Origin of the sequence: Parabacteroides massiliensis (assembly GCF_900155425.1) — a bacterium.
GTDB classification, from domain to species: domain Bacteria; phylum Bacteroidota; class Bacteroidia; order Bacteroidales; family Tannerellaceae; genus Parabacteroides; species Parabacteroides massiliensis.
Genome location: NZ_LT700190.1, coordinates 396487 through 410536, shown reverse-complemented (window position 1 = coordinate 410536; position 14050 = coordinate 396487). Strand labels below are relative to the sequence as shown.

Here is a 14050-nt window from a genome sequence, read left to right as displayed (position 1 = left end):
AAAATCAGCTGATAACAAAAAAAGGCTATGAAGATTATTTGTACAAAGTGCGGAAGCACAAACATAATTTGCGAGGTATGGATGAATCCTAACACTGGTGAGATCCATCATTTTTCAGACGAATCCTTGGAATATGAGGCTTGCTGGGATTGCAATGAATATTGCCTTCTCACGGATGTGGATGACACCAAAGAAACCCTACAGGAATTATACAAGTCCTTTAAGGGATCCAACAAACGCGAGCCGGGCTATCTCCACTGTGACGTGATGAAGAAGGACGGCATGAAAGGCGTAAATGTATATATCAAGATTGGCAAGACTGGCATCGCGGACAAGACATATGGAATTGACTCCATTTATACCTGCAAAGATCTCGATGAACTGTCAAGTTTGTGCGATTTCAACAAGCACGGATTTTCAATTGTAAATTGTATATGCTTTATGTGATCCTTTGGAGTTCCAATCGCTAAAAAAGATATGAATATTATTGAATATTATAACGCAAAGGTAGCCTATTTCAAAAGAATGAGTTATCTTTGCTCCATAATTGAAAAACAAAATTTTAACCAAAATAATAGCTATGGCAGCAACGAAAGATTCTAAAAAGCTCCTTATCCGGTGCTTAACTCAAGAAATACCCGTGTTTGTTCTGACCGGTTCAGACAAGTGTGCAATGGCAGCGTTGAATGCATATCTCGCCGAAGCAAAACGCTTGGGTTGTGTTCCCGAATTTATCAAGGATTTGGAAACCAATGTCCTTCCCGATTTTAATGATTTTCAGGAACAGGAACCAGAGAAAGTAAAATTGCCTGACTGACGATATATTGGGTGGGAAACCGCCTGATCCTTTGTTGACCTTGACCGGGAGCAGCGGCTTCCGGGTTATTTTCCGTGAAGGGAGGGCGCTTAAATGGAGAAGTATTATCCCTAACCTTACACACAGAATACATTTAACAATGTATATATCAAAAGATTAAATAGTTATCTTTGTATAAAGATAATAGGAAAGGCAATGGAAACAATAAAAATCAAAGATTTCACCGGCAGTTGCTTCGGTTTGTTCATGGAAGGGGAATTTGTATGCTCCGATGATTGGCAGGCGATGCGGGAACAGGCAGTCCGTTTGGCTTATAGACAGGAGAAAAAGGTATCCATCTCGGCTATCAAATATGAAGGGACGGATGAAGATCCAGTCATAAAGGAAGGACAGCCCATCATGCAGTTCAGCAAGCACAACGATACAGTGTATATCGTAGGTGGAATAGACTAAGTAGAATATTAAACAATAATACAATGGGGAATACTTTAACTTTTGAAAGAATGACCGAAAAATCGGTGATGAATCTCGTTGAGAGAATTGCGGACTCCAATAAAGATGCAGGCGATCAACTCCATCGGTTGAAGAAGTCAATGCTTAAGAGTTTGCACTCTTTGGTACATTCCTTCCCTAATGAGTCCTTCAGCTTCAAGGAGCTGGTGGAAAACGAGCGATTCAGCCTCTATATGGGCGGTTCACTGGACTATCCGGTGGCACAACCGGATCCGTTAAAAGACCCGCAGCCGGTCTATCGTGTGTTCATAGATGACGGAAAACTCTGGTTTAACCAACCGGACGAATATATTATTCCGGCGAACAAACTCTCAGTAGAAGCAATCTGTGAGATACAGAACTCTCTGCATGAGTTCTGTCATACCTATTTCGAGTTTATGCAGCAGGACGAACCTGAGGGTATGGACATTTACGAAGAAGAAACAATATTCGAATATTAAAGAAACCGTTATGAAAACCATACAAACCTCTATCAGTGTAGGTGAATCTATTAGGGTTGCCGGAATCGACATGAACGTCATATCCGTTGATCATAAGTACAGCTTTGCCAAACTTCAAGCAACAGATAAAAGCGAAATGGCAACCATCAATATCAGTGTGTTGGAAGAAATCAAAAACAGGATGAAATAAACAAACAATCATGGTAGAAGCAATAGTCAACATAAGTACTTTCAGAGGAAGTTGTGTGGAAGCCACACATTACTACGGATCGCTTCATGTGATAAGCTCGGAGTTTATCGAATTGAAGCGTCCCATCACCCAAGAAGAAATAGACAAGAATCCGGATCGTTGGTATAATTACGATGAAGGTGATCTGACGAACTGCTTCAAGTCATGGCGCGATGTCATTATCGCAGCTGGCAAGAAAGCCAAGGAGATCGGTCTGGACCTTGATACGATTGCGGTAGTGGGGATTCCCAATACAGAGAGGTTGTCTTACCGCGATTCTTTGAAGCCACTGGATACACGCCCGAAGTGCAAGCGGTGTGGAAAGGTATTCAAACCCGGTGAACCATGCTACAACACTCCCAGCGGGTTGTTTTGTGTAACATGCTATGAAACAAGAAATGATACTCACAACAGAAAAACTGGTATTTGTCACCGATCCTGACGAATCGGACAAGAATATAGAGAATCTGGTCACTGAGTTCAACACGAACCTGTACCGGATTAAGATAGACAGGACTCTCAAGCCTCCTTATTATGAATTGTTTCATGAATGGAAAGAAGGCAGGAGAGTTCTGCATAACCGTTTGTTTGCATCAGGCAAACTGGAGAAAGTGGTGGATTTCATTAACCTAAACATACAGTAAAGATGGGAGTCAAACTTAAGTTCCGTCCCTCTTCTTCCAAGGGGAAGAAAGGATCAGTCCATTTTCAGTTTATTTACAGGAATGAAATAAGGCATGTCCCGTCCGGATACAATGTATATCCGGATGAATGGCATGATTCTTTTGCATGTATTGTCATACCTGAAAATACAGATTCTGAACGGAAAGAATATCTGAGGGAGGCGTTCAAGGACTTATCAGAAAAGTTAGCCACTTTCAAAAAGGTTTTTGCTGCACTGAAATGGCAGAAGCGGATTATACCGTCGATCAGATCATTGAATTATGCTTCAAACCGGCGGCAAACTTTCACTTCCTTGCTTTTGCTCACAAGCTGGTCGGTGAGACCAAACTTGCCGGCAAGACAAGAACGGTCGAGACATACCAGACCGCTTTGAACAGTTTCGAGCGGTTCTTGAAAGAAACAGATCGTAACGGGCTGGAAGAGATGGGTAGCGGGCTGGTTGGTAAATACGGTGAATGGCTCCAGAGAAACGGCATTTGCCTTAACACGATGTCGTTCTATATGAGAAATCTGCGGTCAATGTACAATCAGGCTGTTGCCAAAGGTGTATTGGAACAACAGCAGCCTTTCAGCAATGTCTATACCGGTTCCAAGGAGGTGGTAAGATTTGCCGTTCCTTTGGATACAATCAGGAGAATACGCGACTTAGATCTGTCCGCTGATCCCCGTCTGGATTTTGCAAGGGATATTTTCATGTTCAGTTTCTATACCCGTGGCATGTCTTTTATAGATATCGCCAACCTGAAAAAGGAGGATTTGAAAAACGGTTTCCTGACGTATCATCCCAGAGAGTCGAACAAGATACTGTCAATCAAATGGGAAAAGCCAATGGCAGACATCGTAGCCAAATACGCCAAGCATGAAACTCCTTTTCTGTTGCCTATTATCAGCGAGCCAGTGAGTGTCAACAGGAAAGAATACACAAATATACTTCACGCCATCAATACAAGGTTGAAAAGAATAGGGCTGATGCTAAATCTGGATGTGCCCTTACAAACAAATATGGCCCGGCACGCATGGGCTTTGACAGCCAAGAACATGAACATACCCATACCGGTTATCTGCGAAGCTCTGGGGCAGAATTCCGAGAACACCACTTTGAGCTATCTGGCGACGATTGAAACGTCTCAGTCAGACAAAGCGAACAAGAATATTCTTGACTCCCTATAAAGGAATGTAGAAACACTGAACAATAACTAATATCAGACACTCGGTATTATTCATTGGCTTTCTATTTTATGTGTGTCGGGGGTGTGTCGTAATGCACGATGCACCCCCTTCTTTTTTCGTTAGCTATAAAAATCAGTTACTCTTCTTTAAGCTGCGATATTTTGACTATTACTTCGGTTTATGTGTTCCCAGCATCTAAATAGAGCAGCTGTAAGCTCATGAAACAGTTTAATCAGCCAGTTTATACCTTCTTCTTTCATTTTAGCACACATTTTCTTTATATTGAAGGCCATGGCAAAGAAGCAAAAGTCCATGAAAACCTTATCCTTTCCAAAATGACGGAAACGTTGGTAGTTCATATTGTATTTTATTTGTCCGAACACAGCTTCCGGTTCTATACATCTTTGTTTTCTATGTTTCAGCCCTTCCTCGGAACAGAGCAACTCTTTGGCTTTCTGCTTGTATCTTCTGAGCCTGTGATTCAGTTCTATCGTTCTGTTTCCTTTTGCTTTAAAACATCGGCATCTTAGCGGACAGCCTTCACATCTGATAGCTCTGTACCTGGCATTTTCGCTTACATATCCAGATGCAGTTTTCTGATGTCTGGTCCCTATCCTCTGCATCCTTTGTCCCATGGGGCAGATACAATAGTCATGTTCTTCATTGTAGTAGAAGTTTTCTGCCTTGAACGGATCCGGTTTGAATCTCGGCCGCTGTTCCATGTGGAAGTAGTTGTATTTGACGTAGGCTTCCATGCCATTTTCTGACATGAAGCGGTAGTTCTCCTCAGAACCATAGCCGGAATCGGCAACCACCGTATGCGCTGCCCTGTCATATCTGTCTGAAAAGGATTTTAGGAAAGGTATCATGGTCAGTGTATCCGTAGGGTTCGGGAAGAATGCAAAATCAGTAATGAACTGGTTCTCGGTACCAATCTGAAGATTGTAACCGGGCTTCGTCTGACCATTGCGCATGGCATCTTCCTTCATTCTCATAAAAGTAGCGTCCTTGTCTGTTTTGGAATAGGAGTTCCGGTCCTGCAGAGTATCCAGATGATTGTCGTATTCCTGCAGTTTATCTCTGTGTTCTTCCAACTCCTTCAGTTGTTTGCGTTTCTTTTTCAGCTCAGTCTTTGCCTCTTTGGTGGAAGGCTCTGGAACCTGTTCAAGTGCATGACGCAACTCTCCCGCCATTTCGGTCAGCATAGCCGGAGTGAATCTGGCTTCCTCATTACTTTCCGATGATTTCTCCTGGACGATGACATCGTCTATCTGCCCTAACAGGACGTGTATCTTCTTCATTAGGCGTTCACGGTTCCGCTCAACCGTTTTTCTCCAGACGAAAGTGTACTTGTTGGACCTGGACTCAATCTTTGTTCCGTCAATGTATTCCACATTCAGACTGATGAAGCCTTTGGAAGAGAGCAGAAGTACGGTTTGGGTAAACACCTCGTTGATTTCCTTCTTCACACGGTTGCGGAAACGGTTGATGGTAATGAAATCCGGTTTCTCATATCCGGCAAGCCAGATATAATGAATGTCACGATGAAGGAGTTTCTCTATTTTCCGGCAGGAGTAGATGTTGTTCATGTAGGCATACAGAATGACCTTGAGCATCATTTTGGGATGGTAAGGGCTACGACCGCATTCTTTATATAACTTCCTGAAACTTTCAAGATTCAAGCTTTCAACCAGAGCGTCAACCATGCGCACCGGATCGTTTTCTGCAATATCCTCATCAATTCTTTGAGGAAATAGCACTGTTTGATTGGGGATGTAAGGACGATAATGTATCTTTGCCATAGTAAAATTTGTATGCTTAAAGATACAAAATCTTTAGGTAATAACAAAGCCCCAGCTTGTGAAAGTCGGGGCTTTGTGCATAAACAACAAGAAGGTGTGCTTTTTGACACACCTTCTTTTGTTGCCCCGATTGATATGGGCGCTTATATGGAAATGTATGATGTGTATCCTCTGGTTTTTAATCCCTGCCTTTTAGTGTGATTCACACCTCATTTTCAGTAACTTTACGTCAGTAAACAATTAAACACCCAGCCTTATGAATATAGATGAACTAGTAAAAGAGCAAAGAGCCAAAGAAGAAACATATGACAATGAAAGAACAGATGTGAGAAATAGAATTGCTCACTTGGAACAACGATTGAAAGATATGAAGTTTCCCCACTGGAGCGATATGCTGTCCCAGATTATGAAAGAGGTGAACAAAATAACAGAACCTAGGGGTATAGTGTTCAAAACTAGTAATTACCGTACTTTGGGTTTAGACCCAGGCATATTGGTATTTCAAGATTACATGCATAGCAAGAAGCAGATGTATGGGAATCTGAAATTTGAATTTTATGAAGCTTTGTTCTATACTTATGACCGTAGGCGTATTGCCATCCATTCTGTAGATGATATTATCAAAATTATAGATGGGTTTGAAAAGAAGCATGAGGAAGAGTTAGACGAAACATTACAAAAATATGGCAGCTGGGAAAAGGCAAAAGAGGCTGTGTTCAACAAACAGTTATATTATGGTATGGTTCCGGATAGCGAACAGACCGAGGACTATTTTATTGAATGCGTCCGTCGTGGTATTGATCTATGTTCCTTTCCGGCAGGTATGATGACATACAAAATTTTGGAAGAGATATTGAAGGAAGGCAGTAACAAATTTGGGTTGTACGTTGCAGATAGCGAACATGTCCGGAATCTGTTCGACAAGCGTCTGTTCGATCTTGCCTTTGAACATAAAGAGAATATTTCTGATCGCTTTAGCCCTGAGAAGTTAAAGGAGTTCGGATTTTATCAACATGAAAATCTGATGAAAAGGATATTGAAATTTCCAGAAACTATATTGGAAATTCCTTTGAATATGATGCGAGAGGATTATTTTATCCAGCTTTCAAAATGCAAACGCTCTTTAGAATATTTTGAATGGGACAAGATCAAAGGTTGGGGACTGGTATCACAGCCTACCGCACAGCTCCTATGTGATATTACTTACCGAGTAAAAACTATATAATACATAACATATTGAAACATAATACATAAAGAATTATTATTACTTCATCAAGTAACAAATAAGAAACAAATCTCACCCAATATAAAGTACTTGTTAATTGTTGTTTTCTGTTGTTTTCACATAGCGTTTCCGTTCTTTTCAGATGCTTGGTTATTGTTTTCATTATTCTGTTTTCACGCTTTCGTGACCTCGTATTATTGGTTGCTGACCAAAAGAAAAAAAATTATCGCATCAAGACTTGTTATCCTGATGTCTGGTATTTCGGTGTTTCGCTTTGCAGACATTGCCATTCCGTAATACACATAAATAGTTTATTTATCCTTTGTATATATAGACAAAGAGAGTGGACGGATTGAATTATGACGATTCAATCCTTTTTCTTTTCGCCAGCCAATAGAAAATCTATTTTGGCTGTATTCTCCATATCCTCCCTTTGTAATTCGTCTTTTGAGTAAAGCGACTCTCCTGTTCTAAATTCAACTGTTATAACAAGGGCAGACTATTCTCTTCATGTTTCACATCGTCTTTCGGGTTGGCTGATAAGAATTGTGTCGCAAAGGTATATATCCCGTCATTCTTCCTTGCAAGGTCAAGCCTATCGGTTCAAGCCAAAATCTCCACACTCGGTTTTCAACTGAGGTCGTATTTTGTCTGTGAAGCCTTGCAGGAAGAGCCGGGACACCTTGCAAAGCGACATAATTTTAATCAAACCCGAAAGTAGCTGATGCTAACAGAGGGAAAAGTAAAAAATCAAATCAAAAGCGATTATGGCAAATTATGCGACTAACATCTTCTACGCAAGTACGGAGAACGAGAAAGACCTTGATAGGGTGGAGAACTTTTTGGAAGACACATTTTGCGACTGTTACCTTGACAGGTCGGAAGATAGTATCGAGGGCGAGTTTTCGTCAAAATGGGACTATCCCGAAAAAGAGATAAACAAGATGATTTCTCTTTTGGAGGACAAAGGCAATATCTACATTCGAGTGCTGACACACGAACTATGTAACGAGTATGTGAACTTTCAAGTATTCTCTAATGGAGAATGGTCATACCGATAACCCTTAAAAACTCACTGATTATGTATTACGAGGACGAACAAGATACGGACATTATCGGGTGCTTATGCACATTACTGACTCCTTATAAGGGGCATACAGAGGGTGAAGTCGTGGGAGACTACGGCAACGAGATAGTGGTAAGGCTCACCAACGGCAAGGAGGTGGTGGAATACCGGGATGAAGTGTTAATCTATGACTAATGGAGGATTGCTTTATGGTGACACCGATAGCGACAAGGTTTGTGGATTGGGATATTCCCGAACTTTCAACCCTGCAAGACAGCAAGGTCTATCAATTGAGAGTGCAACTCAATGAGGGTACGCCAATGAGCCGACAACAGAAGAATTGGCTTACGGACAGCGTGAACAGCAACACCTATTTCAAAAGGTCAGTGCCACTTATGGGCTACCGCTTCGACTTCTCGGACATACTGAAATGCTACTTTGTCAAGCAATACGGACATATAGCCGAATACTATGCTGTGGACAAGACCGCTTTACGGACATTCCTTTGCGGTCGGATTGATGAAATAATTGAGATAACAGATTAAAAGAAAGATTATGCTGTACGATTACAGAAAAGAAAGCAAATCGCCTATGCTTCTGACTTTGGCGAATGGCAATACCATTGAGGGCGAATTTATTGATTTGCGGATTGCCACCGAAACCTTGCCCAAGGGTAAACTGTGGTATCATATCCGACATACGGACGATGATTGGAGTGAACCTGCCTCTCTGAAAAACGGCTGTGTAGTAGTCAATTTCTGTGGCACGTTCATTTGTGACCCTATCATTAATTTCCCCTGTGGCGAGGAACTGGAGATAACAGAATGGTCATACCTGAACTGACCGATATCTGGCAGAATGGCAATGTGAGGCAATGCTCCACATTGCTGTGTCCGCGCCTTTTGGAAATACATATCCAATGGCACCAACTTTTATAATTGGGGCTTGCAAGGCAAGCCGTTCTTCCTCTTATATACTCATCTTTGACTGTCAAGTCTCCTTTTGTATATATGGTATTTCATATTTCGCAATGGCGACCGGGCTGCTATGTTCAACGAGCACCGGACTTCTTGCCATTGTTTTCTTTGCTTTGATTTCTCCCGTTCTGTCGGTAAGGTAGAACGCGGCTATTCTGATGCTGTTTTCCGCGATCGTCGTGTGCCATTCTGTTCTTCGGATATCCCTTCCATAGCAAAATACTTTTGGCTGTGCAGCGTCATAACTGATTCTGTATTACGGCATCCACATTGAGAGGACATACTTGACCCCTCGCTTCATCCCTCTGCTTCTTTTGGATTTACAGCCGAAGCGTACCTGAAACTTTGTGTCTGCGGACGGATGCTGTCCTTTGTCTGCGAACCTCGCTCACTTGTTTATTCACCAATCCATATCGTTACTGCTTTTGGTCGTGTTATTCCTCATTTTTCCGTTGCAAAGTTAGTATGCAGCCGGGTACGGCTGAAAGCCTTGGTCAATGGTGTAGCTTCACAAATCTTCCTTTATCGGGCCGGAGGTTTTGACGGCTTACGCTGACAAAAATAAAGAGTATTTGATTGCTAACCTTGTCGCAACCCTGTAACTGCACTCACTTATATTGGCAGCGTAAAAATAATTTAATTAACAACTTAAAGCATTGTAACATGAAACAGATTGAGAACAATTTCGCAGTATCAGGATTCGTAGGTAAGGACGCAGAAATCCGTCAGTTCGCAAACGCAAGCGTGGCACGCTTCTCATTGGCAGTAAGCCGTCAGGAGAAGAGTGGCGAGGAAACAAAACGTGTGTCCGCTTTCATCAACGTGGAAGCCTGGCGCAACAACGCAAACACCGATTCGCTTGCCCAAATCACCAAGGGTACCCTGCTCACAGTGGAGGGCTACTTCAAACCCGAAGAATGGATTAACAAGGACGGCGTGAAACACAACCGCATCGTCATGGTCGCTAACAAGTTCTACCAGACTCCCGACAAGGAGGAAACTCCTGCGGAGCCGGAAAAGAAAACGAAAAAAGGCAAGAAATAACTCCTGCCTCGTTCCGACAAACAAAGCGGCTTCGGTCGCTTTTGTTTTTGCTCGTATGTTTACCTGTTATACATCTATGGGTTGCCCATTATAAGTTTTCACCCATCCCGTAAACGGCTTCTTCTATTTTTCTTCGAGAGACTTGCTCGGCTGCGCAATGTTGCACGTTGCTCCTCTTTCGCAAGACACTCTGCCGAAATCGCCCGATACAAAAAGATTTGCCAACCGCTCCAAGACTTCGTTTTATCCCGGCAGTCAAAACATTTTGTTATTTATCGGGCTTGCAGAAGAAACTCGTTTACTGCCCGCCCTTTGCTTGGGTTGATATTTTCGACAAGAGGGAGAATTAAATACTGATTTTTAAGTCCCTCGCTATGCCAGACATGAATGACTGTCATAGGCTGCATTCTGTTGGTTGAATCTTACCTGTCCCGCTGGTAGTCGCTTTTGCTCCAGCCTCCGAATATCACTTTCACGATTTTGATGAACACCCACAATCCCAATACTGTAATGATTACGTCTCCCATATCACTGATTTATTTCTGATTAATACTTGTAAAGATACGAAAAAATCACGACATGGACGAATATATAATGTTAAATATCAATGCAATATGTGGCTATTTCAGTTTCTCCCAATAAGGTTCGAGCTTGGTTTGTAGGAAACCTACAACTTCAGGAAAAGTCAGTTCTTGTTGGAGTTTAAGTTTCTTGACAAACGAGTTCCATCGTGTGTTTAAGTCCGTATTGTTGGCAAAATCATTGCTGAATACAATATGATTGTCCGTATAGACAGTCTTGCGATTTTCAAAAGTGGCGTTAATGGCCTCACTTAATATCTCACTGTCATATTTCCCTCCGTGTAAAATAGTGTATAGGTCGTAAAAATCTTTCATCCTGCTGTTGGCTTCCGCTCTTACAATCACAGTTTGAAACTTTTCGGCGATGACGGTTTCTAATGAATATGCCAAAATGTTAGTTGTCGGGAATCCGTCAATTAAATTTGGATAATCCAGTTCGGAAGGGCATGGAGTTATCACGTCTCCAAATCCGATATCCATTGATACGTCTTGGCGAATGGTATCAATGGAGGCACCCAGCGTGAGCCTTACACCCGGATATCTCTTTTCAACGGCAATGTCTTCGGTTCTCAGAGTTTCTGTATAAAATGTCACCCCGTCTTGTTGGTATGGAATCGCACAAATCTCGGCAAACACCTTTTTAACATTCTCCTTGTCATTGTCAATATGATGCCCCATAAAATCAATATCCAATGTAGGCCTTGCCATAAAGCGTTCATGCGCATACAACAAGGCTCCACCTTTCAGGAAGAAATGGTCGTGGTACTGGCTTATCGACAAACGATAGAGCAAACGCTCCTGGAGGTATCTTGTCACCAACATCTGGTACCCAAGTTTCTCATTCCGTGAGATATTCAACAATTTGGCTTTTACCGAACAGCCGAAATTATGTATTTCTTTTATTGCCATACTTCAAGATATTGATTCAGTGTTTTGCGTATTCTTAACTTTGATGCGTAATCCATCAGCCGTGAGATATTTTTGTCCGGACGTCTTAGATAAGTTTGGAGGATTTCTGCCATTACATCAATGCCGACTTTGTTTCTGTATTTGATTGCATCGCATACAGAACGTTCCATATCAAAGATAGGAATATCGTATCCTTGCACATTTTTTCGGGTTGCCCCGATAGAGAGCAGATTGTCGGATTGATAAACCAGTTGAAATTCCGGATAATCAGGCAGAACGATCTTTCGTGTTCGTTCAATGGCTATATAGTAAGCATTGGGTATCTGTGTCGTCAAATTATAAACAGACCATGCCGACCAAAGGCATAGTATGCCACCGGGGACTATCATCCGTATATCCACCATGGTATTTGCCAAGGCATCAATGTCTGCATATATGCCGTTTTTGAGCCTTACCGCTTCGCCTTTACGGACAGCATCCTGCAACTGTTGTTCTTGCCAGTCGCTCAAATTCTTAGTCGAGACGAAGCCTTCTTCTTTGAGTTTGTCTGTAATACACATATGCCGAACATATTTACCTTGCAAAGATACTGCTTTTTCTCAAATATGCAGTATGTTTTATAGTTTACTTTATTCTTATTTCGGTTTACGTTTTCCCAGCGGGCCGCTGAACTTACCTCGATTGAGCGAAACTCCGTATTTGTTTAGGATGCGGAACACGGAGCTGCGGCTGCTGAATCCGCTTACTTTCCAGATGTCATCTATTGAATGCCCGTTGTTGTACATCGCCACGATAGTTTTCTCCCTTTCCGCCTTGCTGATGTTTTTCTCTTTGGACGGCTGGTTTATGTTCTGCTTTAGTTGGATGATATGCGCTGAAGCCTTTCGCAATGCTGCACACTCCTCCGGAAGCGAACCGAATATCTCCAACACATCCGCAGCCTTGGTTTCAGGGAACAGGTCACCACGACTGTCAACCTTGTCGTGAATGGAGATAATCCGCACCACCTTTACACGGCAGAACTCGATGAATGCCGCCAGTTCACGAGAACCACGCAGGGCGTTGCTGAATTTAGTAAGTACGATTTCGTCTCCCCGTTCCATACTTGCCATAAGCTGTTTCCATTGTGGACGCAGTTTCTCGTGTCCGTTTTCCTCCTCAATCACTTGTACACAACCGTATTGCTTCATCCACTCCACATCAGTGTCGAAGCCGTCATAGCCGGCTGCCTTGAATATGTAACCTACTTTTGCCATAGTGCTGTTCAATGCTAAATGATACCAAGTGCAAAGATACAAAGTTTAATTCGGTTAAAATCATACTCAATAAAATATTTTTCAATTATTATACTTTATATTTTCACTTGTTACGCTCTTGTTTGTTCTGCGGATTATACTCGTAAGTATGAAAAAGAAAATAGATTAAAGTTTTATTTTAGAGTATTATTGTGCTAACTTTTATACTTATCTTTGCCACCATAATTCAACGAAGGAATCATGTTTAAAGGTTTATTTAACGAGAAAATAGGGCTGATAATAAGAAGTGTGAAGTGTAAATCATACTCAAAAACACATGGACAATGTGTCAAACTCCTTGCCGTATGTTTTGCCATTGTCACATTGGCATCATGCGGAGAAAAGACCGGCAACAGTATGTTTCAGTCCGTTAAAAATGCTGCCGATGCTTACAGGTCATACCTGTCCGAGGTGCGAAAGGAAGCAAACCTGCCAACAGACCGTCTGATTGAAAAAATCAACGACTGGCAGTCGCTTCGGGATTCGGTATCTGCCTGTGTCGCCAAAGACACGGCAAACCGTATTCACGCCAATTACGAAAGCGAAATTCGTGGATTGCACGATTCGTTGCGCATTGAATTTACCCGTTTGGCTCTGGAGAAGCCGAGAACTTTTGCGGATGTGTTGCTCATCAGAGGACAGACTTTCCAATACAGGCAAGACACGGAGCTGATGCAGTTGACTGCGGAAGCGGAGCCGTTTTTCAAACCATTGGATTCCGTCCCGACATATAAAGGCAGTGCCGATGCTGTCGTTGAAAAATACCGGATGTTCCTTTCCAAGACCTTGAAATCCGGAATAAGCGGCAAGAGTGAAATGCTTGCTTTCATAAAGGAAGAGGACAGGCTGTTCCGTTCTTTCCTGAGCCATCTTCCGGAGCTTGCCGATGCCGACCTGTCTGCCATTGCCGATGAAACTGAAAAATGCTACCTGTCTGTGTTCCAATCGGCAGAAGACGGCAAAATCTCTTATCGTGATGCCTTGGTATATACAGCCAGGCGAACCAACCGGAGAATCATACTCAACGCTTTGGCTTGCCGTGATGACATCAACCAAGGCAATGTAAAGACCGAAGCGCAGGCAAGGGCTTACGTTTGGATGTTGTTGCAGCCGTATGTTGCTTTGGATGGCTTCAGCGTGGCTGTTCTGTCCGATATGGAAAGGACAACACTTCATGCAGTCGCTGACCGGACACCTCAGATGATAGCCAAACTCAACAAGACTGCCGGAACGGACAATGACCAATGGCAGGTATTGTCCGGAGTACTGATCAAGATAATGCTCACATCCATTTGACG

Annotated in this window: 20 protein-coding genes; 16 read left to right on the top strand and 4 right to left on the bottom strand. The window is 42.4% G+C overall.

Translation table 11 applies throughout. The annotated features are described in order from the left end of the window. The first annotated feature begins 81 nt into the window (after nucleotides 1-81). The 8 genes from BQ9893_RS09065 to BQ9893_RS09030 all read left to right on the top strand — a co-directional run bounded on the left by BQ9893_RS09065 (nucleotide 82) and on the right by BQ9893_RS09030 (nucleotide 3853). Nucleotides 82-447, top strand: coding sequence for a hypothetical protein (locus tag BQ9893_RS09065; RefSeq protein WP_122298688.1), 366 nt, complete (start codon nucleotides 82-84; stop codon nucleotides 445-447). Between the two features lie 133 nt (nucleotides 448-580). Further along, complete coding sequence (locus BQ9893_RS09060; protein WP_075965736.1) at nucleotides 581-817, top strand: hypothetical protein; 237 nt, start codon at nucleotides 581-583, stop codon at nucleotides 815-817. Between the two features lie 195 nt (nucleotides 818-1012). Next, nucleotides 1013-1270, top strand: coding sequence for a hypothetical protein (locus BQ9893_RS09055; RefSeq protein ID WP_075965735.1), 258 nt, complete (start codon nucleotides 1013-1015; stop codon nucleotides 1268-1270). Nucleotides 1271-1293: 23 nt separating this feature from the next. Further along, on the top strand, nucleotides 1294-1770 hold the full coding sequence (locus BQ9893_RS09050) for a hypothetical protein (protein ID WP_075965734.1): 477 nt from the start codon (nucleotides 1294-1296) through the stop codon (nucleotides 1768-1770). 10 nt (nucleotides 1771-1780) lie between these two features. Beyond that, complete coding sequence (locus BQ9893_RS09045) at nucleotides 1781-1960, top strand: hypothetical protein (protein ID WP_075965733.1); 180 nt, start codon at nucleotides 1781-1783, stop codon at nucleotides 1958-1960. Between the two features lie 10 nt (nucleotides 1961-1970). Further along, nucleotides 1971-2441 (top strand): hypothetical protein, encoded by a 471-nt coding sequence (locus BQ9893_RS09040; protein ID WP_075965732.1) that lies wholly within the window; start codon nucleotides 1971-1973, stop codon nucleotides 2439-2441. Continuing rightward, a complete protein-coding gene (locus tag BQ9893_RS09035) occupies nucleotides 2398-2643 on the top strand; it encodes a hypothetical protein (RefSeq protein WP_075965731.1) in 246 nt (81 codons plus the stop codon). Before BQ9893_RS09040 ends, BQ9893_RS09035 begins: the two co-directional genes overlap by 44 nt. Nucleotides 2644-2902: 259 nt before the next feature. Further along, on the top strand, nucleotides 2903-3853 hold the full coding sequence (locus BQ9893_RS09030; RefSeq protein ID WP_081415418.1) for a tyrosine-type recombinase/integrase: 951 nt from the start codon (nucleotides 2903-2905) through the stop codon (nucleotides 3851-3853). A gap of 146 nt (nucleotides 3854-3999) precedes the next feature. Here BQ9893_RS09030 and BQ9893_RS09025 read toward each other — a convergent pair whose 3' ends face one another. Next, nucleotides 4000-5655 (bottom strand): IS1182 family transposase, encoded by a 1656-nt coding sequence (locus BQ9893_RS09025; protein WP_075965730.1) that lies wholly within the window; start codon nucleotides 5653-5655, stop codon nucleotides 4000-4002. Nucleotides 5656-5667: 12 nt separating this feature from the next. On the opposite strand from BQ9893_RS09025, the gene BQ9893_RS21690 reads away from it, so the two are divergent. The 7 genes from BQ9893_RS21690 (at nucleotide 5668) to BQ9893_RS08990 (ending at nucleotide 9967) form a co-directional block, all read left to right on the top strand. Then, entirely contained in the window at nucleotides 5668-5856 is a 189-nt protein-coding gene (locus BQ9893_RS21690; protein ID WP_081415417.1) for a hypothetical protein, read from the top strand. Nucleotides 5857-5911: 55 nt separating this feature from the next. After that, a complete protein-coding gene (locus BQ9893_RS09020) occupies nucleotides 5912-6880 on the top strand; it encodes a hypothetical protein (RefSeq protein ID WP_075965729.1) in 969 nt (322 codons plus the stop codon). 767 nt (nucleotides 6881-7647) lie between these two features. Beyond that, nucleotides 7648-7941: a hypothetical protein gene (locus tag BQ9893_RS09015; protein WP_075965728.1), complete on the top strand. Its 294-nt coding sequence runs from the start codon at nucleotides 7648-7650 to the stop codon at nucleotides 7939-7941. Between the two features lie 20 nt (nucleotides 7942-7961). Next, entirely contained in the window at nucleotides 7962-8141 is a 180-nt protein-coding gene (locus BQ9893_RS09010) for a hypothetical protein (RefSeq protein WP_008771328.1), read from the top strand. Nucleotides 8142-8155: 14 nt separating this feature from the next. Further along, nucleotides 8156-8491: a molybdenum ABC transporter ATP-binding protein gene (locus tag BQ9893_RS09005; RefSeq protein ID WP_075966091.1), complete on the top strand. Its 336-nt coding sequence runs from the start codon at nucleotides 8156-8158 to the stop codon at nucleotides 8489-8491. Between the two features lie 10 nt (nucleotides 8492-8501). Then, a complete protein-coding gene (locus BQ9893_RS09000) occupies nucleotides 8502-8789 on the top strand; it encodes an LPD28 domain-containing protein (protein WP_075965727.1) in 288 nt (95 codons plus the stop codon). A 797-nt stretch (nucleotides 8790-9586) separates the two neighbouring features. Beyond that, on the top strand, nucleotides 9587-9967 hold the full coding sequence (locus tag BQ9893_RS08990; RefSeq protein ID WP_075965726.1) for a single-stranded DNA-binding protein: 381 nt from the start codon (nucleotides 9587-9589) through the stop codon (nucleotides 9965-9967). Nucleotides 9968-10587: 620 nt separating this feature from the next. Here the strand turns inward: BQ9893_RS08990 and BQ9893_RS08985 are convergent. From BQ9893_RS08985 to BQ9893_RS08975, 3 genes are all read right to left on the bottom strand, one after another. Beyond that, complete coding sequence (locus BQ9893_RS08985; protein ID WP_075965725.1) at nucleotides 10588-11457, bottom strand: nucleotidyl transferase AbiEii/AbiGii toxin family protein; 870 nt, start codon at nucleotides 11455-11457, stop codon at nucleotides 10588-10590. After that, nucleotides 11448-12017, bottom strand: a complete 570-nt coding sequence (locus tag BQ9893_RS08980; protein WP_008781715.1) for a type IV toxin-antitoxin system AbiEi family antitoxin domain-containing protein — start codon at nucleotides 12015-12017, stop codon at nucleotides 11448-11450. Before BQ9893_RS08980 ends, BQ9893_RS08985 begins: the two co-directional genes overlap by 10 nt. Before the next feature lie 75 nt (nucleotides 12018-12092). Beyond that, entirely contained in the window at nucleotides 12093-12713 is a 621-nt protein-coding gene (locus tag BQ9893_RS08975) for a recombinase family protein (protein WP_075965724.1), read from the bottom strand. A gap of 396 nt (nucleotides 12714-13109) precedes the next feature. Here BQ9893_RS08975 and BQ9893_RS08970 point away from each other — a divergent pair, with 396 nt between their 5' ends. Beyond that, complete coding sequence (locus tag BQ9893_RS08970) at nucleotides 13110-14048, top strand: hypothetical protein (RefSeq protein WP_244155096.1); 939 nt, start codon at nucleotides 13110-13112, stop codon at nucleotides 14046-14048. The last annotated feature ends 2 nt before the right edge of the window (nucleotides 14049-14050 follow it).

Coding starts and splice junctions, on each gene's coding strand:
- BQ9893_RS09065 (WP_122298688.1), top strand. CDS start 82: ATGAATCCTAACACTGGTGAGATCCATCATTTTTCAGACGAATCCTTG.
- BQ9893_RS09060 (WP_075965736.1), top strand. CDS start 581: ATGGCAGCAACGAAAGATTCTAAAAAGCTCCTTATCCGGTGCTTAACT.
- BQ9893_RS09055 (WP_075965735.1), top strand. CDS start 1,013: ATGGAAACAATAAAAATCAAAGATTTCACCGGCAGTTGCTTCGGTTTG.
- BQ9893_RS09050 (WP_075965734.1), top strand. CDS start 1,294: ATGGGGAATACTTTAACTTTTGAAAGAATGACCGAAAAATCGGTGATG.
- BQ9893_RS09045 (WP_075965733.1), top strand. CDS start 1,781: ATGAAAACCATACAAACCTCTATCAGTGTAGGTGAATCTATTAGGGTT.
- BQ9893_RS09040 (WP_075965732.1), top strand. CDS start 1,971: ATGGTAGAAGCAATAGTCAACATAAGTACTTTCAGAGGAAGTTGTGTG.
- BQ9893_RS09035 (WP_075965731.1), top strand. CDS start 2,398: ATGATACTCACAACAGAAAAACTGGTATTTGTCACCGATCCTGACGAA.
- BQ9893_RS09030 (WP_081415418.1), top strand. CDS start 2,903: ATGGCAGAAGCGGATTATACCGTCGATCAGATCATTGAATTATGCTTC.
- BQ9893_RS09025 (WP_075965730.1), bottom strand. CDS start 5,655: ATGGCAAAGATACATTATCGTCCTTACATCCCCAATCAAACAGTGCTA.
- BQ9893_RS21690 (WP_081415417.1), top strand. CDS start 5,668: ATGCTTAAAGATACAAAATCTTTAGGTAATAACAAAGCCCCAGCTTGT.
- BQ9893_RS09020 (WP_075965729.1), top strand. CDS start 5,912: ATGAATATAGATGAACTAGTAAAAGAGCAAAGAGCCAAAGAAGAAACA.
- BQ9893_RS09015 (WP_075965728.1), top strand. CDS start 7,648: ATGGCAAATTATGCGACTAACATCTTCTACGCAAGTACGGAGAACGAG.
- BQ9893_RS09010 (WP_008771328.1), top strand. CDS start 7,962: ATGTATTACGAGGACGAACAAGATACGGACATTATCGGGTGCTTATGC.
- BQ9893_RS09005 (WP_075966091.1), top strand. CDS start 8,156: ATGGTGACACCGATAGCGACAAGGTTTGTGGATTGGGATATTCCCGAA.
- BQ9893_RS09000 (WP_075965727.1), top strand. CDS start 8,502: ATGCTGTACGATTACAGAAAAGAAAGCAAATCGCCTATGCTTCTGACT.
- BQ9893_RS08990 (WP_075965726.1), top strand. CDS start 9,587: ATGAAACAGATTGAGAACAATTTCGCAGTATCAGGATTCGTAGGTAAG.
- BQ9893_RS08985 (WP_075965725.1), bottom strand. CDS start 11,457: ATGGCAATAAAAGAAATACATAATTTCGGCTGTTCGGTAAAAGCCAAA.
- BQ9893_RS08980 (WP_008781715.1), bottom strand. CDS start 12,017: ATGTGTATTACAGACAAACTCAAAGAAGAAGGCTTCGTCTCGACTAAG.
- BQ9893_RS08975 (WP_075965724.1), bottom strand. CDS start 12,713: ATGGCAAAAGTAGGTTACATATTCAAGGCAGCCGGCTATGACGGCTTC.
- BQ9893_RS08970 (WP_244155096.1), top strand. CDS start 13,110: ATGTTTCAGTCCGTTAAAAATGCTGCCGATGCTTACAGGTCATACCTG.